The organism is Streptomyces sp. YIM 98790, from assembly GCF_011421595.1.
In the GTDB taxonomy this organism is placed as follows: Bacteria; Actinomycetota; Actinomycetes; order Streptomycetales; family Streptomycetaceae; genus Streptomyces.
The window spans coordinates 1-22,970 of the sequence record NZ_WTLH01000099.1 but is presented as its reverse complement, the minus strand read 5'-3'; the positions used below and the strand labels follow the sequence as shown (position 1 = coordinate 22,970).

15 protein-coding genes and 3 pseudogenes are annotated in these 22,970 nt (G+C 74.5%); 13 read left to right on the top strand and 5 right to left on the bottom strand.

Annotated features, from left to right (window positions below; translation table 11 throughout):
- Positions 1-248 precede the first annotated feature (248 nt).
- Entirely contained in the window at positions 249-2,396 is a 2,148-nt protein-coding gene (locus GQS09_RS17155; protein ID WP_165987122.1) for a glycosyltransferase family 4 protein, read from the top strand.
- On the opposite strand, the pseudogene soxR reads toward GQS09_RS17155, so the two are convergent.
- The 3 genes and pseudogenes from soxR to GQS09_RS17140 all read right to left on the bottom strand — a co-directional run.
- Positions 2,382-2,843: pseudogene (gene soxR / locus GQS09_RS17150) on the bottom strand (redox-sensitive transcriptional activator SoxR); the annotation flags it as partial. The gene GQS09_RS17155 and the pseudogene soxR sit on opposite strands and share 15 nt — an antisense overlap.
- A gap of 34 nt (positions 2,844-2,877) precedes the next feature.
- A pseudogene (locus GQS09_RS17145) lies at positions 2,878-3,126 on the bottom strand (MerR family DNA-binding transcriptional regulator); the annotation flags it as partial.
- 159 nt (positions 3,127-3,285) lie between these two features.
- On the bottom strand, positions 3,286-5,091 hold the full coding sequence (locus tag GQS09_RS17140; protein WP_165987120.1) for a bifunctional UDP-sugar hydrolase/5'-nucleotidase: 1,806 nt from the start codon (positions 5,089-5,091) through the stop codon (positions 3,286-3,288).
- 220 nt (positions 5,092-5,311) lie between these two features.
- Here GQS09_RS17140 and mshD point away from each other — a divergent pair, with 220 nt between their 5' ends.
- The 3 genes from mshD (at position 5,312) to GQS09_RS17125 (ending at position 9,541) form a co-directional block, all read left to right on the top strand.
- The gene (gene mshD / locus GQS09_RS17135) at positions 5,312-6,226 is read left to right on the top strand and encodes a mycothiol synthase (RefSeq protein ID WP_165987118.1); all 915 of its coding nucleotides are present in this window, start codon (positions 5,312-5,314) and stop codon (positions 6,224-6,226) included.
- Positions 6,227-6,978: 752 nt separating this feature from the next.
- Entirely contained in the window at positions 6,979-9,108 is a 2,130-nt protein-coding gene (locus GQS09_RS17130; RefSeq protein ID WP_165987131.1) for an RNA degradosome polyphosphate kinase, read from the top strand.
- Entirely contained in the window at positions 9,092-9,541 is a 450-nt protein-coding gene (locus tag GQS09_RS17125) for an NUDIX hydrolase (protein ID WP_313896184.1), read from the top strand. Before GQS09_RS17130 ends, GQS09_RS17125 begins: the two co-directional genes overlap by 17 nt.
- Before the next feature lie 119 nt (positions 9,542-9,660).
- Here the strand turns inward: GQS09_RS17125 and GQS09_RS17120 are convergent, their stop codons facing one another.
- Positions 9,661-10,512 (bottom strand): class I SAM-dependent methyltransferase, encoded by an 852-nt coding sequence (locus GQS09_RS17120; protein ID WP_165987116.1) that lies wholly within the window; start codon positions 10,510-10,512, stop codon positions 9,661-9,663.
- A gap of 188 nt (positions 10,513-10,700) precedes the next feature.
- Between GQS09_RS17120 and mshA the strand changes: the two genes are divergently transcribed.
- The 4 genes from mshA to GQS09_RS17100 all read left to right on the top strand — a co-directional run bounded on the left by mshA (position 10,701) and on the right by GQS09_RS17100 (position 17,108).
- Positions 10,701-12,038, top strand: a complete 1,338-nt coding sequence (mshA, locus tag GQS09_RS17115) for a D-inositol-3-phosphate glycosyltransferase (protein ID WP_313896183.1) — start codon at positions 10,701-10,703, stop codon at positions 12,036-12,038.
- The gene (locus tag GQS09_RS17110; RefSeq protein WP_165987114.1) at positions 12,022-12,570 is read left to right on the top strand and encodes a YbjN domain-containing protein; all 549 of its coding nucleotides are present in this window, start codon (positions 12,022-12,024) and stop codon (positions 12,568-12,570) included. Before mshA ends, GQS09_RS17110 begins: the two co-directional genes overlap by 17 nt.
- A gap of 429 nt (positions 12,571-12,999) precedes the next feature.
- Complete coding sequence (locus GQS09_RS17105; RefSeq protein WP_165987112.1) at positions 13,000-15,531, top strand: hypothetical protein; 2,532 nt, start codon at positions 13,000-13,002, stop codon at positions 15,529-15,531.
- A complete protein-coding gene (locus tag GQS09_RS17100) occupies positions 15,528-17,108 on the top strand; it encodes a hypothetical protein (protein ID WP_165987110.1) in 1,581 nt (526 codons plus the stop codon). The genes GQS09_RS17105 and GQS09_RS17100 overlap by 4 nt, the downstream gene beginning before the upstream one ends.
- A gap of 228 nt (positions 17,109-17,336) precedes the next feature.
- On the opposite strand, the gene GQS09_RS17095 is transcribed toward GQS09_RS17100, so the two are convergent.
- Positions 17,337-18,611 (bottom strand): PHB depolymerase family esterase, encoded by a 1,275-nt coding sequence (locus GQS09_RS17095; RefSeq protein ID WP_207957946.1) that lies wholly within the window; start codon positions 18,609-18,611, stop codon positions 17,337-17,339.
- Positions 18,612-18,845: 234 nt separating this feature from the next.
- On the opposite strand from GQS09_RS17095, the gene GQS09_RS17090 reads away from it, so the two are divergent.
- The 5 genes and pseudogenes from GQS09_RS17090 (at position 18,846) to GQS09_RS17075 (ending at position 22,887) form a co-directional block, all read left to right on the top strand.
- On the top strand, positions 18,846-20,126 hold the full coding sequence (locus tag GQS09_RS17090) for a substrate-binding domain-containing protein (protein ID WP_165987107.1): 1,281 nt from the start codon (positions 18,846-18,848) through the stop codon (positions 20,124-20,126).
- 2 nt (positions 20,127-20,128) lie between these two features.
- Positions 20,129-20,380: pseudogene (locus tag GQS09_RS29610) on the top strand (ATP-binding cassette domain-containing protein); the annotation flags it as partial.
- A gap of 79 nt (positions 20,381-20,459) precedes the next feature.
- Positions 20,460-21,017: an ATP-binding cassette domain-containing protein gene (locus GQS09_RS29605; RefSeq protein ID WP_313896185.1), complete on the top strand. Its 558-nt coding sequence runs from the start codon at positions 20,460-20,462 to the stop codon at positions 21,015-21,017.
- Positions 21,014-21,937 carry an ABC transporter ATP-binding protein gene (locus GQS09_RS17080; RefSeq protein WP_399552542.1) on the top strand — a complete coding sequence of 308 codons (924 nt, stop codon included), beginning with the start codon at positions 21,014-21,016 and terminating at the stop codon, positions 21,935-21,937. Before GQS09_RS29605 ends, GQS09_RS17080 begins: the two co-directional genes overlap by 4 nt.
- On the top strand, positions 21,934-22,887 hold the full coding sequence (locus GQS09_RS17075) for a branched-chain amino acid ABC transporter permease (RefSeq protein WP_165987105.1): 954 nt from the start codon (positions 21,934-21,936) through the stop codon (positions 22,885-22,887). The genes GQS09_RS17080 and GQS09_RS17075 overlap by 4 nt, the downstream gene beginning before the upstream one ends.
- The last annotated feature ends 83 nt before the right edge of the window (positions 22,888-22,970 follow it).

Sequence of the window (22,970 nt, the reverse complement as noted above, 5' to 3'; positions counted from 1 at the left end):
CCGGCCGCAGCTGAACCCGCGGCCTTCCCGGCCGGGCCGCGGCCGGGGGCCGGGGCGGGAGCCGGGGCACGCCCGCACACCGTCCCGCCGCCGTTCCGTCCCGCCCCGCCCGCGTGGCGCGCCGGGACGGCGGCGGGGTGCGGTGGGCATGATGGGAGCCGCATGTGCCCGCATTACCGGCTGCTCATGGCTTCTGCCGGTTTCGTCCCCGCGCAGTCACGCTGCCGCAGCCGCCCGGGAGGCCCCAGATGAGGATCGCGTTCCTGGTCTACAACATGTACGGCATCGGCGGCACGGTCCGGGCCGTGGCGAACCTCGCCTCCGCACTGAGCGACCATCACGAGGTCGAGGTCGTCAGCGTGTTCCGGCGCGGCGACACGCCCCGCTTCCCGCTCGACCCGCGGGTCCGGCTGGTGCCGCTGATCGACGCCCGGCACCGGCTGTGGCGCCTGGCGCACCCCTCCGGCCGGCGGGCCAGCACCATGTTCCACGACCCCGGCCCGGCGGGCGGCGCCGTGCCGCCCAGCCGGCTGGCGGACCGCCGGGTGGCGGCGTATCTGCGCCGCACCCGCGCGGACGCGGTGATCGCCACCCGCCCGCTGCTGGTCGGCTACCTCAACGCCTACGGCCGGGACACCTGCCTGCGGATCGGGCAGGAACACCGCACTCTGGACTCCCACAATCCCGAACTCCGCCAGGAGATGCTGTCCGCCGTCGCCGGCCTGGACGCCTATGTCACCGTCTCCGAGGCGGACGCCCGCGCCTGGCGGGAGGCGCTGCCGTCCGGGACCGGCACCACCGTGACCGCCCTGCCCAATGCCGTGCCCGGTCCCGATCCGGCGCTGCGGCTGCGCCCGGACGAGGACTCCCGGCTGGTGGTGGCGGTCGGCCGGCTGATCCCGATCAAGCGCTTCGACCGGCTGATCGAGGCGTTCGCCAAGGTGGCCACCGTCCGCCCCGACTGGGAGCTGCGCATCTACGGCCGGGGCCGCACCGAGGGGCGGCTGCGCCGCCGGATCGACGCCCTGGGCCTCGGCGACCGGGTGCGGCTGATGGGCGCGGTGGCGCCGATCGAGACGGAGTGGGCCAAGGCCGGCATCGCCGCCGTGACCTCGGACGGCGAGTCCTTCGGCATGACCATCGTGGAGGCCATGCGCTGCGGCGTGCCGGTGGTCTCCACGGACTGCCCCTACGGCCCGGCGGAGATCATCACCCCGGGGGAGGACGGGCTGCTGGTGCCGCTGGAGGGCGGCAGCGACGCCTTTGCCGACGCCCTGCTGAAGCTGATCGAGAACCCGGAGCAGCGCCGCGCCATGGGCCGGGCCGGGCTGCGCACCGGCGCCCGCTACGATCCGGCCGGCATCGCCGAGCGCTGGACCGGGCTGCTCAACGACCTGGCCCGGCAGCGGCCCGGCGGCTGCGCCGCCCGCCGCCGGATGCCCCTCTCCGCCGTGGTCGCCGAGGCCGCCTTCGACGCCGGTGAGCTGGCCGCCCGCGGCGCCGCGGGCCTGGCGTCGCTGCGACGTGCCCGCCGCCCCGCACGCCGCCCGGTGCCGGCCCGCTGCACGGTCACCGACGACGGCTCGCTGCTGCTCTCCTTCGATGCCGCCCCGGCGCCGCCAGGTCTCGACCTGCTGCTCCGCCTGCGCGGCGCCCCGGACGGCCGCGGCACGCTGCGGGTGCCGCTCACCGAGCCCCCGGACGGCGGGCCGCCCGCCGCCCTGCTCTCCCGTGCCGGCCACACCCTGGGCGAAGGCCGCTGGGACTGCTGCCTGGTCCCGCGCGAGCTGCCGCCCGACGCGCCCGTGGACCCCGCAGGCCGGCCCGTGGCGGTCCGGCTGCTCGACACCGCGCGGCTGCTCACCCTCCCGCCGGCCGTGGACCGGCGCGGCCTGAGCCACTGGGTGCCCTACGCCACCGCCGACGGCACCCTGGCGGTCCGGGCCTGGCTGCGGCCGGCCCACGCCGAGGTGGAGCAGGTGCTGCCGGGGGAGAAGTCCTTCACCGTCACGGCACGGGTGCTGGCCCCGGCGGGCCGTGCGCCCGGCCGCCGGCCCCGGATCGTGCTCGCGCCCGGCTGGGAGATCCCGGTCCGCACCGTCGACGGCGACCCGGACCGGATCGAGTTCTCCGTGGACTGCGCCGAGGCGCTGCGTCACCGCACCGCCGAGCCGGACACCGTGCGGGAGCTGCGCTACCGGCCCGGGCCGGGACGCGGCACGGTGGCCCTGGGCCGGATCGCCGGGGACATCCCGGACCGCCGCCGTACCGACCGCTACCCGGCGGTGGTGCTGCGCCACCCGGTGCACGGCCCGACCCGGCTGCGGCCGGTCTTCACCCACCGCAACGCACTGGCCCTGGCGATGACCAATGCCCCGGCCTCAGCACTCCGCTGAGGCCGTCCGCTGCCGTCCGCCTGCCGGCCGGGCGGGCGCCGGGCAGCCGGCCGGCCGCCCGGCCTCGCCGGCTTCCCCGGCCTGCCCGGCCGCGCAGTCCTCGAAGCGCCGCGCCCCGGGGCCCTGTTTGCCCAGCACGTCGTAGGGGTTGGCCAGCATGCACTCGCTCAGCGAGAGGCAGCCGCAGCCGATGCAGTCGCTGAGGTGGTCCCGCAACCGGGTGAGCTGGGCGATCCGCCGGTCCAGATCCCGGCGCCACCACCACGACACCCGCGCCCAGTCCTCCGGTGTGGGCGTGCGCTCCTCCGGCAGCTGGGACAGTGCCTCGCGGATCGCGTTCAGCGGGATGCCGAGGTTCTGCGAGACCCGGATGAACGCCACCCGCCGCAGCATGTCCCGGCCGTACCGGCGCTGGTTCCCGGACGTGCGCCGGCTGCTGATCAGCCCCNCGCTCCTCCGGCAGCTGGGACAGTGCCTCGCGGATCGCGTTCAGCGGGATGCCGAGGTTCTGCGAGACCCGGATGAACGCCACCCGCCGCAGCATGTCCCGGCCGTACCGGCGCTGGTTCCCGGACGTGCGCCGGCTGCTGATCAGCCCCTGTGTCTCGTAGAACCGCAGCGCCGAGGCGGCGACCCCGCTGCGCTGCGCGAGCTGCCCGATGGTCAGCTCCTTGGCGATCAGCCCGCCGCCGCTGCCGCCACCGCTGCTGCTGCCACTGCCACCGCTCATGCCCCGACCGTACCCGACCGTACCCCGAGCTCACGTGAACATGAACTCTCGCCCGCCCCGGCGCCCTCGGGGATGCGCGCCGGGATGCGTACCGGCGAGGGCGGCGGACGGCCGGTGGCCGAGGCCACCGGCCGTCCTGTGGGCCGCCCCGGGACGGGGTCAGCGGATGACGGTGATGCGGCCGGCGGCCGGGGCGGTGAGCGGCGCCTCGGTGGAGGAGTTGGCGGTCAGGTAGTCGGCGAAGGCGTCGACGTCGATGCCGCCGACCACCGTGTTGCCGCCCTCGGCCAGGGTCGGGAACGCGTCGCCGCCGCCGGCCAGGAAGGAGTTGACCGCGACCCGGTAGGTGGCGGCCGGGTCCAGGGGCTCGCCGTTCACCGTGACGGAGCCGGCGATGATCCGGTCCGCCCCGGAGCGGGTGAGGTCCAGGGTGTAGGCGAAGCCCTCGGAGGGCTGGAGGATGCGGTTGGCCGCCTCGTTGTCGCCGCTGACCTGCTCGCGCAGCACGGCCAGCAGCTGCTCGCCGGTGAGGTCGATGATGTGCACGTAGTTGGTGAACGGCTGGACGGCGAACGCCTCCTCGAAGGTCACCACGCCGTCGCCCTCGTCACCGGAGGCGGCGAAGGTCAGGTCGGTGCGGATGCCGCCCGGGTTCATCAGGGCCAGATCGGTGGACGGGTCGACCGAGCGGGCGTGGACGAGCTGGGCGTCGGCGATGAGGTTGCCCAGCGGGGATTCGGGGATGTTGCGGTTCTGGGTGATGTCCTCGGCGATCCATCCCACCGCGCGGGAGGCGAACGGGCCGGCCAGCGCGTCCCAGTAGCCGATCAGGTCGGTCATGTCGGTGGCCGGGTTCTCCCGCTCCACCACCACGTTGGAGCCGGTCACCGAGGCGCGGACGATGTCCCGCTTCCGCCAGTCGTAGGCCATGGACAGCTCGGTGAACAGCCGCCCGTTGGAGGCCGCCGAGGTGACCAGCCGCTCGTTTCCGGCCGGGTCGGGCATGGAGCACACGTACGGCTGGTGGGTGTGGCCGGTGACCAGCACGTCCACCATGGCGGAGGTGTTCTGCGAGATCTCCACGATGGGGCCGGAGAGGTTGGCCCCGCCGGGCCCGCAGTCCGCGTTGTAGGCCGAGGAGGCCGGGTAACCGCCCTCGTGGATCAGGGCGATGACCGCGTTGACGCCCTTGCGCTTGAGCTGCTTGGCGTACGTGTTGATGGTCTCGGCCTCGTCCAGGAAGTCGATGCCCTCGATGCCGGACTGGGTGACGATGTTGGCGGTGCCCTCCAGGGTCACGCCGATGAAGCCGACCTTGGCGCCCTTGAGGTTCTTGATGACGTACGGGGCCAGGATCGGTTCGCCGGTGTCCTCGTGGACCACGTTGGCGGCCAGGAAGGGAAAGTCCGCGCCCTGGTAGGTGCGGTCCTCCGCGTAGCAGCCGTCCACCGGGTGGCAGCCGCCCTCCTGGAGCCGGACCAGCTCCTGCCAGCCCTCGTCGAACTCGTGGTTGCCCACGCCCACCACGTCCATGTCCATGAGGTTGAGCGCCTCGATGGTGGGCTCGTCGTGGAAGAGGGCGGACAGCAGCGGGGTGGCGCCGATCATGTCACCGGCGGCCACCGTGACGGACCGCTTGTGGCCCTCCCGCGCCTCGCGCAGCGCGGACGCCAGGTATTCGGCACCGCCCGCGTCGATGGTCGAGGTGGTGCCGTCCTCGTGAAGATGCGTGACCCGGCCGCCGGAACCGGTCGGGGGCTCCAGCGCGCCGTGCAGGTCGTTGATGGCCAGTACCTGGAGTTCCGTGGTGGCGCTCGGCTTGCCCGGCTTGTGCGGCTTGCCGGCGCCGGCCGTGGCCTGGGTGGCGGGCAGCGCGAGGACGAGCGCGCCGGCGAGCCCGGCGGCGAGTATTCCGGCGGTTCTCCGGCGCGAGCCGGTCCGCCGCGAGGAAGTGGGGCGTTGCATGCGGGGGTGTTCCCTTTCACGCGAGTCGGTGCGGGACGAACGGGGCCGGTGTCTGCCGGCCGGGGGGCCTGAGCCTGACCGGTGGGTCAGCCGGCCCGGGGCACGGATGTGCACCGCAGCCTAAGGGCTACGCGCGTAGCGTGTCAGGAGGGCGGAGGTAACCAGCACATTGCCAGTTCGCGTCGCGCCAATTCCCGGGGCAGGGCCGTACAGTTTGGCCATGAGCGACGTCGTGGTACTGGACGAAGTGTCGGCGACGGATGTGCGGGACGCTCAGGAGCTCATCGCGCTGGCGGCCAGGGTGGACGGCCAGGCCGCCGTCTCGGAACAGGGCCGGCTGCTGCTGCGCGGCGGCTCGCGGGAGGGCGTCCGGCATCTGCTGTTGCGGCACAAGGGGGAGCTTGTCGGCTATGCCCAGCTGGACGGCACCGACCCGGTGGAGGCGCCCTCCGCGGAACTGGTGGTGCATCCGGCGCACCGCGGCCGGCGGTACGGCCGCTCGCTGGGCGAGACGCTGCTCGCCGAGTCCGGGAACCGGCTGCGGGTCTGGGCGCACGGCGGCCACCCGGCGGCCCGGCACCTGGCGCAGAGCCTGGGGCTGACTCTCTTCCGCGAGCTGCGGCAGCTTCGCCGCTCGCTCGGCGGGCTGCCGCTGGAGGAGATCCGGTGGCCGGAGGGGGTCACGGTCCGTACCTTTGTGCCGGGCCGGGACGAGGAGGCATGGCTGGCGGTGAACGCGGCGGCCTTCGCGCACCACCCCGAGCAGGGCTCGCTCGGCATGCGGGACCTCCGGGCGCGCATGGCCGAGCCGTGGTTCGACCCGCACGGCTTCTTCCTCGCGGTGCGGCCGGCCGGGGAGGGCGGGGAAGAGGAGCTGCTGGGCTTCCACTGGACCAAGGTGCACAGCGCCGAGGGCCTGGGGGAGATCTATGTGCTGGGCATCGCGCCGGAGGCCCAGGGGCTGGGGCTGGGCCGGGCGCTGACCCTGGCCGGGCTGCGCTACCTGGCCCGGGACCGCGGCATCGGGACGGGGATGCTGTACGTGGACGCGGACAACACGGCGGCGGTGCGGCTCTACGAGAACCTGGGCTTCCGTACGTACGAGACGGATCTGATGTACCGCACCGAGAGCTGAGGGAGCCGCGGCGGGCGGGGGCGCACCGGCGGGCGGGCGGCGGCACGGATGGGGAAGGCGTACGCGTCCGGCGTGCGCGGTTGCCCTGTGACACCTGCTCGTCACGGGAGTGATGTGTTGCGTTTGCCGTGGTGGCGGGAGAATGGATGCATGAGCCCGGAACCGCGGACCCCTTCCGACAAGCTGCCCGCCGGCACCACCGATGCCGGAGCGAACGGCCTGTCCTCCCCCGCTCCGGAGAAGACCGCCGCCCGGCGGCGCACGGCCGCCAAGCGCACGGCCGCCCGGAGCACGGCCAAGGCGGCCACCAAGGCGGTGGCGAAGGCGGCGGCCAGGACCGCCGCGAAGACCGCCGCGAAGACCGCCGCGAAGACNCCCCCGCTCCGGAGAAGACCGCCGCCCGGCGGCGCACGGCCGCCAAGCGCACGGCCGCCCGGAGCACGGCCAAGGCGGCCACCAAGGCGGTGGCGAAGGCGGCGGCCAGGACCGCCGCGAAGACCGCCGCGAAGACCGCCGCGAAGACAGTGGCAAAGACAGCGGCAAAGGCCGCGCCCCGGACATCACCCGGACGGCCCAGCCCCGCCCCCGCCGACCCGGGCGGCGGGGCCGCCCCCGGCACGCCCGTCGTTCCGGGCCCGGTGGACGCCACCGCCGCCGACGCGGTCGCCGAGCCCGTCGGGTCCATCGACGCCTTCCGCCCGCACGCGCTGCCCGAGCAGCCCGTGGACGCCGCTCCCGAGGAGGAGGACGCCATGACCGTGCTGCCGGCGGGGGCGGCCTCGGCCGTGAACACGGCGCAGGAGCAGGCGGCCCCGCTCCCGGCGAATCGTTTCCTCGATCGTGAGCAGAGCTGGCTCACCTTCAACCAGCGGGTGCTGGAACTCGCCGAGGACCCCGACACCCCGCTGCTGGAGCGGGCCAACTTCCTCTCCATCTTCGGCAGCAACCTGGACGAGTTCTTCATGGTCCGGGTCGCCGGGCTCAAGCGCCGCATCGCCACCGGCGTGGCCACCCGCTCCGCCTCCGGCTACCAGCCGCGCGAGGTGCTGGAGAAGATCTGGGCCGGCACCCGGGACATCATGGCCCGCCACGCCGACTGCTTCCACAAGACCGTCGCCCCCGAGCTCGCCGAACAGGGCATACACCTGCTGCGCTGGCCGGACCTGACCGAACAGGAGCAGATCCGGCTGTTCTCGCTGTTCCGCCGCCAGATCTTCCCCGTGCTCACCCCGCTGGCCGTGGACCCGGCCCACCCCTTCCCCTACATCTCCGGGCTCTCCCTCAACCTGGCCGTGGTGGTGCGCAACCCGGCCAGCGGCCACAAGCACTTCGCCCGGGTGAAGGTGCCGCCGCTGCTCTCCCGCTTCCTGGAGGCCTCCCCGCAGCGCTACGTCCCGGTCGAGGACGTCATCGCCGCGCACCTGGAGGAACTCTTCCCGGGCATGGAGGTGCTGGCCCACCACGTCTTCCGGGTCACCCGGAACGAGGACCTGGAGGTGGAGGAGGACGACGTGGAGAACCTCCTCCAGGCCCTGGAGAAGGAACTGCTGCGCCGCCGCTTCGGTCCTCCGGTCCGGCTGGAGGTCGAGGACAGCATCGACGAGGAGGTGCTGGACCTGCTGGTGCGCGAGCTGAAGGTGAACGAGGCCGAGGTGTTCAAGGTCCCCGGCCCGCTCGACCTGACCGGGCTGAAGGCCATCGCCGCGCTGGACCGGCCGGAGCTGAAGTACCCCAAGTTCGTCGGCGGCACCCACCGTGACCTGTCCGAGGTGGAGACCGCCTCGGCGCCCGACGTGTTCGCGGCGCTGCGGGAGCGGGACGTCCTGGTCCACCACCCCTACGACTCGTTCTCCACCTCGGTGCAGCGCTTCGTGGAGCAGGCCGCCGCCGACCCGGACGTCCTGGCCATCAAGCAGACCCTGTACCGCACCTCGGGCGACTCCCCGATCGTGGACGCCCTGATCGACGCCGCCGAGCAGGGCAAGCAGGTGCTGGTCCTGGTGGAGATCAAGGCCCGCTTCGACGAGCACGCCAACATCAAATGGGCGCGCAAGCTGGAGGAGGCCGGCTGCCACGTGGTGTACGGGCTGGTCGGGCTGAAGACCCACTGCAAGCTCTCCCTGGTGGTCCGCCAGGAGGGCGAGCACCTGCGCCGCTACGCCCACATAGGCACCGGCAACTACCACCCCAAGACGGCACGGCTCTACGAGGACCTGGGGCTGCTCACCGCCGACCCGGAGGTGGGCGCGGACCTGTCCGACCTGTTCAACCGGCTCTCCGGCTACTCCCGCCGGGAGACCTACCGGCGGCTGCTGGTGGCGCCGCGCTCGCTGCGCGACGGGCTGATAGCCCGCATCCGGCGGGAGATCGCACACCACCGGGAGGGCCGCCCCGCCGGCATCCGGATCAAGGCCAACTCCATCGTGGACGAGCGGCTGATCGACGCCCTCTACCGGGCCTCGCAGGCGGGCGTCCCGGTGGACATCCTGGTCCGCGGCATCTGCGCGGTGCGGCCCGGGGTGCCGGGACTGTCCGAGCACATCCGGGTGCGCAGCGTGCTGGGGCGCTTCCTGGAGCACTCCCGCGTCTACGTCTTCCTCAACGGCGGCGACCCGGAGGTGTGGCTCGGCAGCGCCGACATGATGCACCGCAATCTGGACCGGCGGATCGAGGTGCTGGTGCAGGTGCGCGACCCGGCGCACCGGTCCGCGCTCAGCCGGCTGATCGCCACCGGCACCTCGGACACCACCCAGTCCTGGCATCTGGGCCCGGACGGCACCTGGACCCGGCACGTGGCGGACGAGGACGGCGAGCCGCTGCGCAACCTGCAGGAAGAACTCATCCAGTCGAGAAGGAAGCACCGGCGTGGCACAGGCAACTGAAGACACGGGGGAGCCCATACGGGCGGCGGGCTGCGTGCTCTGGCGGCACGCTCCCGGAGGGGGCATCGAGATCGGCCTGGTGCACCGTCCGCGCTACGACGACTGGTCGCATCCCAAGGGCAAGCTGGACCCGGACGAGAAGCCGGCCGAGGCCGCGGTCCGCGAGGTGCGCGAGGAGACCGGCATGGAATGCCTGCTGGGCGCGGAGCTGACCATGCTGCGCTACGGCGCGCAGGGGCGGGACAAGGAGGTCAGCTACTGGACGGCCGAGGCGGTCGGCGGGACCTTCGTGCCCAACCACGAGGTGGACGAGTTCCGCTGGCTGGCCCCGGACCGGGCCCGCGGCCTGCTCAGCTACGCCCAGGACCGCGACCTGCTCGACGAGGCCCTCGCCGTCCTCCCGGCCGGCACCGCCCCCGCCGACCCGCGCTGATCCCCCCCCGCCGGCCCCGGCTGATTCCCCCGGCTGATTCCCCCGGCCCGTCGCCGGGCCGGGGCAGGGGGGGCGGGCGGCCGAGCGGCGAGAGGAGACGCCCGTCACGGCAGCCCCCGTCACGGCGGGGGCCAGCGCCAGTCGCGGGGGGCCAGGGCGGTCCACGGGAGGGTGATCTCGCCCTGCCGCCAGCGGCGCGGCCCGTCGGCCGTCGGCCACTCCCGGCGCACCGCCCGCACCGCCCGCAGCCAGCGCTGCCGGGCCCCCAGCGGCCCGTAGGCGGCCTCCGCCGCCCACGCCCGGTCGAAGGCGCGCAGGAACGCGTGCACCGGCTCACCCGGCACATTGCGGTGGATCAGCGCCTTGGGCAGCCGCTCGGCCAGATCCGAGGGGGCGGCCAGCGAGCCCAGGCGGGCGGCGAACGTCACCGTGCGCGGCCCCTCCGGGCCGAGCGCCACCCACACATGGCGGCGGCCGATCTCGTCGCAGGTGCCCTCCACCAGCAGCCCGTCCGGCGCCAGCCGCCCGCACAGCCGTGCCCAGGCGGCCGGCACCTCCTCCTCCCGGTACTGGCGCAGCACGTTGGCCGCCCGGATCAGCACCGGACGGGCGCCGCCCGGCAGCGGCACCTCGAAGCCGCCGCGCAGAAAGCTCAGCCCCTCCCGCGCCCGGGCGTACGGCTCGGCCGCCGCCACCCGCACCGGGTCGATCTCGATGCCCGTCACCCGTACGTCCGGCCGTACCCGGCGCAGCCGGGCCAGCAGCTCCACCGCCGTCCAGGGCTGCGCGCCGTAGCCGAGATCCACCGCCACCGGCGGGAACGGGCTGCGCCGCAGCGCCGCGCCGTGCGCGTCGGCGATCCAGCGGTCCATCCGGCGCAGCCGGTTCTGGTGCGTGGTCCCCCTGGTCACCGCCCCCTCGGGACGCCTCCCGCCGCCGCTGCCGCCGCGGCCCGTGCCCCGGCCACCCATGGGCCCGACCCTACCGTTCTGCGCCCCCGGTCACGGTTTGGCAAAGTGGGAAGAGGACCGGGGCCCTCCGTGTTGCCGCACGTGGAGCTCGCTCCGGCCGGGCGCGCGCGAGGTCGGCGGTCCGGTCGGACGGGTGCACCGGATTCATCGGGTTCATCGGGTTCAACGGTCAGTGGTCAGGAGTTCTCGTGCCGGACTTTCCTCGGCTCACGCTCCGCCGCTCGGGTCGGCACCCGCGGCGCGTGGCCATGCTCAGCGTCCACACCTCCCCGCTCCACCAGCCCGGCACCGGTGACGCCGGCGGCATGAACGTCTACATCGTCGAGCTGGCCAGGGAGCTGGCCGCGCTCGGCACCGAGGTCGAGATCTTCACCCGCACCACTTCCGGCACCGTTCCCGCGGTGGTGGAGCTGGCCCCGGGCGTGCTGGTGCGGCATGTCACCGCCGGCCCGTACGAGGGGCTGTCCAAGGAGGAGCTGCCCGCCCAGCTCTGCGCCTTCACGCACGGGGTGATGCGCGCCTGGGCCGGCCAGCGCCCCGGCTACTACGACCTGGTGCACTCCCACTACTGGCTTTCCGGCCATGTCGGCTGGCTGGCCGCGGACCGCTGGGGCGTGCCGCTGGTGCACACCATGCACACCATGGCCAAGGTCAAGAACGCCCATCTGGCCAGGGGCGACACCCCCGAGCCGGGATACCGGATCATCGGCGAGCAGCAGATCGTCGAGGCCGCCGACCGCCTGGTGGCCAACACCGGCGAGGAGGCCGCCGATCTGATGCGGCATTACGGCGCCGAGGCGTCGCAGATCGCCGTGGTGCACCCGGGCGTCAATCTGGAGCGGTTCCGGCCGGGCGACGGCCGGGCCGCGGCCCGCGCCCGGCTCGGCCTGCCGCAGGACGCACTGATCCCGCTGTTCGCCGGCCGTATCCAGCCGCTCAAGGGTCCCGACATCCTGCTGCGGGCCGTGCACGACCTGGTGGAGGCCCGGCCGGAGCTGCGCGAGCGGCTGCTGGTGCCGGTGGTCGGCGGGCCCAGCGGCAGCGGCCTGGCCCGGCCGGAGAAGCTGCACAAGCTGGCCGCCCGGCTGGGCATCGGCGACCTGGTGCGGTTCCACCCGCCGGTGGCGCAGCGGGAGCTGGCGGACTGGTACCGGGCGGCCAGCGTGCTGGTGATGCCCTCGCACAGCGAGTCCTTCGGGCTGGTCGCGGTGGAGGCCCAGGCCTGCGGCACCCCGGTGGTCGCGGCGGCGGTCGGCGGGCTGCCGGTCGCGGTGCGGGACGGCGTGACCGGGCTGCTGGTGCGCGGCCACGAACCGTCCGGGTACGCCCGCGCGCTGGAACGTTTCGCCGACGATCCGGGACTGGCCGCCCGGATGGGTGTCGCCGCGGTCGGCCACGCCCGGGGCTTCGGCTGGGCCACGGCGGCCCGGGAGACCGCCGGCATCTACACCGAGGCCATCTGGGAGCGCCGCTTCCGGCCCGCCGCCCTCGCGGGCATACGATCGGCCCATGCCCGAGAATCCTGAGCCCACCGCGGGAGCACGCGAGGTCATCGAGACGGCGCTGGCCGCACTCGCCGCCGAGGACACCGGCGTGAGCTGGGAAAGTCCCCGGGAGGGCCACTACGTGGTGAAGCTGCCGGGCACCCGCAAGCTGGCCACCACGGTCTCCCTGGTGGCCGGCCGGCACTCGCTCTCGGTCAACGCCTTCGTCATCCGCCGCCCGGACGAGAACCACGCCGAGGTGCACCGCTGGCTGCTGGAGCGCAACACCCGGCTGTACGGCATCGCCTTCGCCGTGGACGGCCTGGGCGACATCTACCTGGTGGGCCGGCTGCCGCTGGCCGCGGTGACCGCCGAGGAGATCGACCGCCTGCTCGGCGCGGTGCTGGAGCAGGCGGACGGCAGCTTCAACACCCTGCTGGAGAAGGGCTTCGCCACCGCGATCCGCAAGGAGTACGAGTGGCGCACCGCGCGCGGCGAATCCACCCGCAACCTCGACGCCTTCACCCGCATCACCTCCCCGTCCGCCTCCCCGTCCGCCTCGCCGTCCGGCTGAGCGGCGGCACCGGCCGTCCCGGTCAGCCGGGCGGCGGCCCGGACCTGCCGTGGCCCGGCATCGGGGGCGCGACGCCGGGGATGCCGCGGTGCCAGTAGAGCCGGTGCCGCCGCCCAGGATCACCACGCGGCGCCGCTTGCCGCCTTCGGTTCCGCCGGTACGGCTCATGCCGCCCACCGTGCGCCCGCCCGCGGCCTGGCGGCGAGGGGCCGACCGGCCCTGCCCGGCCGCCGACCGGGCACCCTCCGCGCCGCCGCCGCGGGTCTGTGCCGCGCGGAGCGGCGAACACCAACCTTGGCGAAAGGGCTTGCGCCGCAAAACGTCCTGATGCAACCTCGCAGTCACTCAGCGGAACAGCCGTCGGGCGTCCAGTGCCGTGCGCCCCCGTCCGGTGCTCCGCAACGGGGCCGTCGCGGGGGAGCCGGGGACATGTACGAAGGCGAGGAATGGCACGCCACCCGTGCCGTGTACGACGGTCTGGTGCCCCGTCTGACCGGGGTGCACCGCACCGAACCCCGCAATGTGACAAAGGAGTTCCCCTTACCGCCGGTGGTCCGGGTCACCGGCGGCCGGGCGGCCGGCAAGAGCCGGCTGATCGAGCTGCTGCACGAGAGCTACGACCGCCGGCTGGCCGTCGCCCACGCCGACCTGGCGGACCCCGCCTTCGGCCACCCGGGCCTGGCGTCCGCCCACCCGGCCGGATCCGCCGCGGACGACGGGGACGGCGGCGACGGTGCCGACCGCGGTGACCGCGGTGACCGCGGTGACCGCAGTGACAGTGCGGCGGGCGGGGAAGACGGCGGCACGGAGACCGCTTCCCCCGCCGGCCCGCCGGGATCGCCCGGACCGCCGGACCAGGCCGAGCCCTCCGGCCCGTCGAGCGGAGCCGCCCGTTCCGGCCCGGGCGGCGCACCGGGCCACTCCATAGCCGTCGGCATGCTCCGCCCCGCTCCGCGGCCCGGCCAGGCGGCCGTTCCCGGTCTCGCCGCCCCGCCCGTCCCGGGCGCGACGCCGCCCCCGTACCCCGTGGACACCCTCGCCCTCTCCCGGCTGCTCTCGCTGCTCGCCTACCAGCTCGGCGTCCGCACGGCAGGCCCGGGCCGCCCCGTCACCTGCCACCGGCTGACCCTCGGTCTGCTGCTGCTCACCGTGTGGCGCCCCGACCCGGCCACCACCGATCCGCACGACGCCACGCGCGAACTGCGGGAGTTCATCGCCGCCTGGTACGCCGACCGGCGCGGCGCGAGCGGAGCTGTCGACATCGGCCGGTGGCTGGAGGAGATCGGCCCCCGGCTGCCCGGCCTGCTCGGCTTTCCCGGCCTGGAGGGCCTGGTGGGCGTGCTGCTGACCACCGCCCGGCAGCTGCTGCCCGGCCGCCGGGCCGGAAAGGAGGCGCTGCGCTGGTGGGGCGGCAGCGTCCCCGGACGCGGCGGCGACGGCTTCGCCCGCCTCTTCGAGTTCGTCAACGCCTTCCGGCAGCGGGACGAGGACGGCCGCCGCGAGGGCCGGTCACTGCTGGTCGCGGCACTGCTCGCGGATGTGGAGGCGCAGCGCGGCCTGTGGCACTCCTTCTCCCGCACCCCGCCGCCGCTGCTCCTGCTGGACAACGTGCACACCCCGCTCGGAGAGCACCTGCTCTCCCTGCTGCTGCCCGCGTACGACAACGGTGCCCGGGACGGGCAGGGCGGCCGGGGCGGGCCGGGCCGCGGCGCCGCCTTCCGTCCCGTGATCGTCACCACTGCGCTGGGGGACCCGGCCGCGTACCGCTCCTGCGAGACCGTGCGGCACGCCACCGCACACTGGCGCCCGCCCGGCCCGAACCAGCCGTCCCCCAGGGCATGGCTGCTCTCGCTGGGCATCCCGGCCCTGCACCGGGACGACACCCAGCGGCTGTTCCCCGCCGCCGGCTGGTCCGCCTCCCTGGCCTGGCCGGTGGACCGGCTGAGCGGCGGCCGGGAGGGCATCGTCCGGGCCGTGGCGCATGCCGTCTCCGGTGCTCCCGCACCGGGCGACGGCAACGCCCTGCTCGGCCGCCCCGCACCCGACGACGGTGGCGGCGGCGGTGACGGCGGCGACGGAGACGGCGGCGGTGACGGCGGCGACGGCAACGGGGGCCGTACGGTCGGTGACCTGCTCCTGGCGCGCCTGCTGCCCGACCCCGGCATGCGGGACGAACTCGCGCTGCTCGCCCCGGCCCTGACCAAAGAGGCGGCGGTCTGGCTGATGCGGGCCGTGACCGCCCCGGACCGCTCCGCCGCCCGGTACACCGTGGCGTCCCGGCTGGCCGCGGTCACCGCCGAACTGGACGGCGGCCACTGGCGGCGCATCCCCTGGCGCTGGCCCGCCGGCGAGCCGGGCGGCGGCGACGGGGTGCCGTTCGTCGCCGATCCCGCGCTGCGCACCCTGCTGCTGCACCGGCTGCGCACCCGGCTGGCCGGGCGGTGGGAGACCGTGCAGCGGCGGCTGCGCGCCTTCCACAACAGCGCCCACCTGGACGAGGACGCCATGGGCCACGGACTGGCCCAGCTGCACCACACCCTCTCCCTCGGCCGGCTGGAGGCGGTGGTCCGGCGCCTGCACCACCGCCTGCCGGGCATGTCCGCGGCCGAATGGCTGTCCTGGGTCAATATCATCTGCGCCGCTCCGCCCCCGCCCCCGCCCCCGGCGCCTTCGGCCGCCCATGCCGAGCCCGGCACCTGCCCGGCCTGCATCCGCGACTCCGGCACCGCCACCCACGACGCCATCACGGTGCTGGTCCGCGGCGTCTGGCGGCTCTCCGACCCGCTGGCCGCCCTCCCCTCCACGGCCGGACTGCTCCAGATCTCCGGCGCCCTGCTGGACATCCAGCGGGCCCGCCCGGACGAAGCGGCCTATCTGACCGCGGCCGACGCCTGGCCCGCCCTGCTCGGCCAGGGCGTCCAGGCGCCCGAACTGACCCTTTCGGTGGAGGACCGGCGATGACCTCACCCACGTCCCCGCACGAGCCGCGCCGGAACCTGCGCCGGCGCCTGCGCCACCGCTGGTTCGCCCTCGGCCGCGGCGTCCAGACGCTGGTCACCCTCGGGCTGGTGCTGGCCGTCGCCCTGCTGGCGCTGGTCGCCGTGGACCGCCTGACCGACGACAGCTGTGCGGAGGGAGTGGTGGAGCGGGACGGCGAGTGCGTCGGCGTCACCGACGGCTCCTTCGCCTTCTCCCCGGACCTGGCACAGGTCTCGGCCCGCATCGAGCGGGAGAACGACGAGGTCCGGGCCTCGGGCGAGGAGTACGTCACCGTCGCGCTGATGATCCCCATGACGCTGACCGGGGACATCGGCCGGGAACAGATCCTCAAGGAGGTGCGGGGCGCGTACCTGGCCCAGCACCGGGCCAATCACGACGACAACGACGCCGGGCCGCTGATCCGCCTGGTCCTCGCCAACCCCGGCCGCAGCAGCGGCCACTGGCAGCGGGTGACCGACCAGCTCATCGACATGGCCGCGGACGGCACCGACCGGCTGCGGGCCGTCACCGGCTTCAACATCAGCCAGCACCCCACCGGGGACATCCTGGCCCGGCTCACCGCGGCCGGCGTCCCCGTCGTGGCAGGGCCGCTCACCGCCGACGACCTCGGCAACACGGCGGAGAGCCCCGACGCCTACCCGGGGATGGTGAAGATCGTCCCGGACAACGGCGACCAGGCCGCCGCCCTCGCCTCCTTCCATGAGGACGGCGAGGCGGGAGGCAGCCCGCTCCTCATCTACGACGCCCGCCCCAGCGACCACTACAACCTCACCCTGTACGACATTTTCGGCGCCGAACTGGCCGGGACCGCCGAGTACGAGCCGATGAAGTTCACCTCCTCCGGCGTCACCGACACCGAGGGCGTCACCGCCCAGTTCCGTCTGATGATCCCCCGCATCTGCAACCTGCCGGACACCGTGAACACGCTCTACTTCGCCGGGCGCCCCGTCCACCTGCGGCAGTTCGTCAACGAACTCGGCGAACAGCCGTGCCGCCCGTTCACGGTGATCAGCGCCTCCGGCGCCTCCACCCTGGTCACGGACACCGAACTGAACTGGGACGTCCTCAGCAAGGGCATCACCGTCCGCTACAGCGCTCTCGCCCACCCCGACGCCTGGTCCGCTCCCACGCCGGGCGGTGACCCCGAGGCCATGGAGACCCTCAAGGCGCTGGCAGCCGGCCACGCCGCGGACATCGGCAAGACCGACCTGGAGGACTCCCGGGCCATCGTGATGTACGACGCGGTGTGGACGGCCGTCCAGGGCATCCGCCTGGCCGCCGCCGCGGGCGGCGCCGCCGTGCCGTCGAACGCGGAGGTGGCCGCCGTCTGGGCCCAGATGAGCCAGGGCTACGGGATCTCCGGCGCCAGCGGCTGGATCTGCCTCAACAACTACGGCAACGCCCACAACAAGGCCGTCTCCGTCGTCAGCCTGGACCCCGGCCGCCCTCACCGCCTGCGCTTCGACGGCCTCGCCTGGCCCCAGGGCACCCCGCCCGGCGCCGACTGCACCATCCCCAACCCCGCCGGCCCCTCCTGACCGGCCCCAGCCGCCGGGCCTTCCCGGACCGGCGGCCGCACCGGCAGCGGAGACGCGGTCGGCGGGGACATCCGGGGGGATCAGCCGGAGCGGACCCGTACCGCGCATCGCAGGCCGGATGCCCGGGGACGGCCGTGCGCCTGGCCGCTGCGAACCGGCGCCCCCGCGGGCCGCGGAGGCGCGGTGGGGCGGCGCGCCTCCGCGGCCGTCGAGGGGAACGGCCGGGGGTCAGGGGCAGGCCGCGGTGCGGGTCCAGTGGCCGGGGGCGGTCTCGGTCACGGAGGTGGTGACGGCCAGGGACCACAGGCCGAGGTTGTCGCCCGAGCCGACGGCGTAGGCGTAGCCGTAGCGGTGCACGGCACGGCCGGCCTGGGTGTGGGCGTAGTTGCTGGCGGTGACGCAGGACAGCGGCGGCTCCGGGTCCGGCCCGGGCTCCGGCTCGGGCTCCGGGTCCGGCTCCGGCCCGGGCTCCGGGCCCGGCCCGGGGGCGGTGCCGGAGAGGTTCCAGTCCTGGGCGATGTGGTAGCTGGAGCAGACGCTGCTCAGGAAGTACGCGGCGGCCTGGCCGCACTGGTCGGTGCCGCCGCCCGGGGCGACGGGCGTGCCGTGACCGTTGTCGGCGGTGAGGTAGGAGACCACGACCGGCTCGCCGGAGGCGTTGCGGTATTCGGTGCGCGTGGTGCTTGCGGGGAGCGAGGACGTGGCGTCCCCGGTGGTGTCGGTGGCGTGGACGTTGGTCCACTGCTTGACCGACTCGGTGAGGTTGGCGGTGGCCACCGTGTAGTCCGCGCCGCCGTGCCAGAGGGAGACCGCGGGCCGGCGCCCGGAGTAGCCGGGGTGGGCGGAGCGCACCAGGTCGCCCCAGGCGGCGGCGGTCCTGGTCCGGCCCGGGTTCATGCAGGAGAAGGCCTCGATCATCGAGGTGGCGCAGCCGTGCGGCAGACCGGCGATCACCGCGCCGCCCGCGAAGACGTCCGGGTAGGCGGCCAGCATGGCGGCGGTCATGGCGCCGCCCGCCGACAGGCCGGTGAGGTAGACGCGGGCGGGGTCGGCGGACTGGTCGCGCAGCACCCGGTCCACCATCTGCCGGATGGAGAGCGCCTCGCCCTGGCCGCGCCGGGTGTCGCCCGGCTCGAACCAGTTGAAGCAGCGCGAGGAGTTGTTGCCGGTCTGCTGCCCCGCGGCCACCACCGTGAAGCCGTAGGCGTCGGCGTACTTCTGCCAGCCGGAGTTGGCGAAGTAGTCGGCCGGCCCCTGGGCGCAGCCGTGCAGCAGGACCACCACCGGGCGGCCGGACGGCAGGCCGTCCGGGACATAGCGGTGCATCGTGAGGTTGCCGGGGTTGGAACCGAAGCCGGTGACCTGGGTGAGCGAGGCGGCGTGCGCCGGGCCGGCCGGGACGAGGAGCAGGGTGGCCAGCATGCCCAGCAGGGCGGTCAGCGGTATCAGTCTTCTTCGACGGCCGTGGCGGGGGGCGGCTCGCCGTATCGGCATGGTCGGCATGGCCGGTCTCCTTCGGTGGGGCGCGGCCGTCCCGGGCCGCGCCGTGGGGGGTGATTCCGGGCACCGTAGGGCTGATGGCCAGGACCGTTGACGGAGAAGGGAGCCATAGATCGACGGTCGAGTATGTGCGGGGCACACATTGCCGCAGGGGTTCGGTGGGGCGGACGCTTCTCGGCATCACTGGGACACACACAGCTGTGCCGAGCCGCCGCCGTACCGAGGGAGCCGTACGCCATGCCTCAGCCTCGTCGAGGAGTCCGCCGAAGAGTTCTCAGCAGACTGGCCGTCACCGCCGTGACCGCCGTGCTGGCCGCCACCGCCGCGGCCTGCTCCAGCCCGGGTGCGAGCGACGCAGGAGGCAGCGGAGGCAGCGGAGGCGGCTCCGGCGGCGCGGAGGGTGACGGCGGGGCCGGGGGCAGCGTGACCGTCGCCCTCATCACCTCCACCTCCGGACCGCTGGCCTCCTACGGCGAGCAGTACCTGCGCGGCTTCGAGGCCGGGCTCGACCACGCCACCGACGGCACCGGCGAGGTCGACGGGGTGACGATCGAGGTGGTCAAGTCGGACGACGCGGGCGAGCCGGACACGGCCGTCGCGCTCGCCCGGCAGCGCATCGGCGAGGGCGCGAAGATCATCGCCGGCACGGTCTCCTCCGGAGTCGCCGTCCAGCTCTCCCCGCTCGCCGAGCAGAACCAGGTCCTCTACATCTCCGGACCGGCCGCCACCGACGCGGTCACCGGCAGCAACGACTACACCTTCCGCTCCGGCCGCCAGACCTACCAGGACGTGGTCACCGCCAAGGAGATCCTCGGCGGTGAGAGCGAGGGCAAGAAGGTCGTCGTGCTGGCCCAGGACAGCGCCTTCGGCCAGGCCAATGTGGCCGCGGTGGAGAGCGTGCTCGGCGCCCAGGGCATGGAGGTGGCCTCGGTGCTGGCCCCGCCCAGCGCCACCGACCTGACCCCGTCCGCCGCCCAGGTGCTGGCCGAGGACCCGGACATGGTCTTCGTGGCCTGGGCCGGCGACACCGCCCAGTCCATGTGGACCACCCTGGACCAGCAGGGCGTGCTGGACGCCGCCACCGTGGTCACCGGCCTCGACCTGCGCGCCAGCTACCCCGTGTTCGGCAAGGCCCGGGACAAGGTCACCCTGCTCGCCCACTACGTGCCCGGCGCCACCGACACCCCCGAGGCGCAGGCGCTCCAGACCTACTTCGACGACAAGGGCTGGGAGACCGACCTGTTCACCCCGGACGGTTTCAACGCCGCGCAGATGGTGGTCGAGGCGGTGCGCGCGGGCGGCGCCGCGGGCGACACCCGGGCCATGATCGACGCCCTGGAGGGCTTCACCTTCTCCGGTGTCAAGGGCGAGAACACGGTGCGCGCCGAGGATCACGCACTGCTGCAGCCCATGTTCCAGGCGGCCTTCGAGAGTGCGGACGACGGGGCCATGCCGGCCGTCGTGAAGACGTTCGACGCCGCGCTGGTCGCCCCGGCGGTGGCGGCGGAGGGAAGCTGAGCATGACGCTCCCCCACCCGGGCGCCTCCGCCTCCGCCTCCGCCTCCGTGTCCGCGTCCGCCGCCGCCCCGGCCCCCGTCCCCGCGCCCGGGGCGGGGGCCCGGGGGCGGGCGGTGCTCCGGTGCACCGCGCTCACCTGGGCGGTCGGCGCCGTCACCATCGTCGACGGCATCGATCTCACCGTCGCCGAAGGGGAGTTCCTGGCGCTGATCGGTCCCAACGGAGCCGGCAAGACCTCCCTGATCAACCTGATCAGCGGCCTCACCCGGCCCACCTCCGGCGCGGTGCTGCTGGACGGCCGCGAGATCGACCGGCTGGCCCCGCACCGCCGNGCTGGACGGCCGCGAGATCGACCGGCTGGCCCCGCACCGCCGCGCCCGCCTCGGCATCGGCCGCACCTTCCAGTCCTCCTCCGTCTTCCCGACCATGACCGTGGCCGAGCATGTGGAGCTGGCCGCACGGGCGGTCGGCGCCCGCCGGGTCACCGGGCGGGACGTGGCGGCGGTGCTGGACCGGGTGCGGCTCGGCCACCGGTCCGGTGTCCTGGCCGGCGGGCTGTCGCACGGCGACAAGCGGAAGCTGGAGCTGGCCATGCTGCTGGCCTCCACCGTCCCCGCGGTGTCCGGCGACGGGCCGCGGCTGATGCTGCTGGACGAGCCGATGGCCGGGGTCGCCGCCGAGGAGATCGGCGAACTGACCGGGGTCATCCGGTCGCTGCACCGGGAGGAGGGACGCACCCTGCTGATGGTCGAGCACCACATGCATGTCGTCCTGGACCTGGCCGACCGGATCGCGGTGCTGCACCACGGCACGCTGCTGGCCGAGGGCACGCCCGAGGCCGTGATGGCCGACGAGGAAGTGCAGCGGGCCTACCTCGGGGAGGACCTGTGACCACGACCGACACCGGGAACGACGCCGGGAACGACACCGGGAACGACACCGGAAACGGCACGGGCAACGCGGCCGGGACCGGACCGGACACCCGGAGCCGGGCCGTCCTCGACATCCGCGAGCTGCGGGTGGACATCGCCGGCTCCCGCATCCTGCAAGGCGTCACCTTCTCCGTACCGGCCACCGGCGTCACCGCGCTGATGGGCCGCAACGGCGTCGGCAAGACGACCACCGTGCGGGCCGTGCTGGGACTGCTGCCGGAGGAAGGCCGCATCACCGGAGGCACCGTCCGCTGGGCGGCGGCCGGACCCGGCGACAGCTGGGCCGACATCACGCACGAGCCCACCCACCGCACCGTGCGGCGCGGCATCGGCTACGCGCCCGAGGACCGCGGCGTCTTCACCCGGCTCACCGTGGCCGAGAACCTGTCGCTGGCCGAACGGGCGGGCGGCGGCGAACCCGCCTACGACCTGGTGCACGAGCTGTTCCCCGAGCTGAAGGCCAGGCGGGGGCAGGCGGCCGGCACGCTCTCCGGCGGGCAGCAGCAGATGGTGGCCATCGCCCGCTGCCTGCTCAACGACAACCGGCTGGTCATCGTGGACGAGCCGACCAAGGGGCTGGCGCCGCGGGTGGTCGGCGAGGTGGCCGAGGTGCTGGCGCGGGCCGCCGAACGCGTGCCGATGCTGCTGGTGGAACAGAACCTGGCGGTCATCAGGAAGCTGGCCGGGCAGGCCGTGGTGCTGGAGGCGGGACGGGTGGCGCACACCGGACCGGCCGCGGAACTGCTGGCCGACCGGACGCGCACCACCACGCTGCTCGGTGTCGGCCGCGCCCCCGCGGCGGCCGGTGAGGACACGCGGAACGCCCACGGGACCACGGACACCACCGAAGCGGACACCACGGAAGGAGAGGCGCGATGAGCACCTTCGTCCTGCTCACCCTCACCGGCCTCGGCCTGGGCGCGCTGTACTTCCTCATCGCCTCCGGCCTCGCCCTCATCTTCGGCCTGATGGACGTGCTCAACTTCGCGCACGGTGCCTTCCTCACCGTCTCCGCCTACGCCGCCTGGCAGACCGCCACCGCGGTCGGCGGAGTCAACGGCCTGCTGCTGGCCCTGATCACCGGCACCCTCACCGGCACCGTGCTGGCCGTGGTGGTCGAGCGGGTGCTGATCCGCCGCCTGTACGGGCGGCCCAAGGAACAGATCCTGGTCACCGTCGGTCTCTCGCTGACCGTTCCGGCCCTGGTGCAGGCGTATGCGAGCGCCGACTCCCGGCCCTTCCCGGTGCCCGGGTCGCTCTCCGGCACGGTCGGGGTGCTCGGCGCCCAGGTGCCGGTGACCCGGCTGGTGCTGATCGCCGCCGCGGTGCTGGTGCTCGCCGGGGTCCGGCTGTTCCTCTCCCGTACCCGCTACGGGCTCATCGTCCGCGCCGGTGTGGAGGACCGGGCCATGGTCACCGCGCTGGGCATCGACGTCACCCGCGCGTTCACCCTGGTGTTCGCGCTCGGCGGCGCCCTGGCCGGGCTGGCCGGGGTGCTGGCCGGGCTCTACTTCGGGTCCATCTCCCCGCACCAGGGCACCGGGCTGCTGATCTTCGCCTTCGTGGTGGTGATCATCGGCGGGCTGGAGTCCATCACCGGGGTGGCGCTGGCCGCCGTCACCGTCGGCGTGGTCCAGCAGTACGCCAACTACTACGTGGCCGGCGGCTTCGGCGACTTCGCCGTGGTCATCGTGCTGGCCGCCGTGGTGCTGGCCCGCCCCGCGCCCGGCCGCCGCTCCGTGCTGCACCGGCTGCGCGAACTGCTGCCCGCCCAGCGCCCCGCCGCCGCCCCCAGCACCTCCGTCCCGACCGCAGGAGGCCAGGCATGAACCCCCGCCCCGTTCCTTCGGCGGCTGCCGCACCCGCACCCGCACCCGCCCCGGCCGCCGGTCCCGCCCCGGCCGCCGCGGCG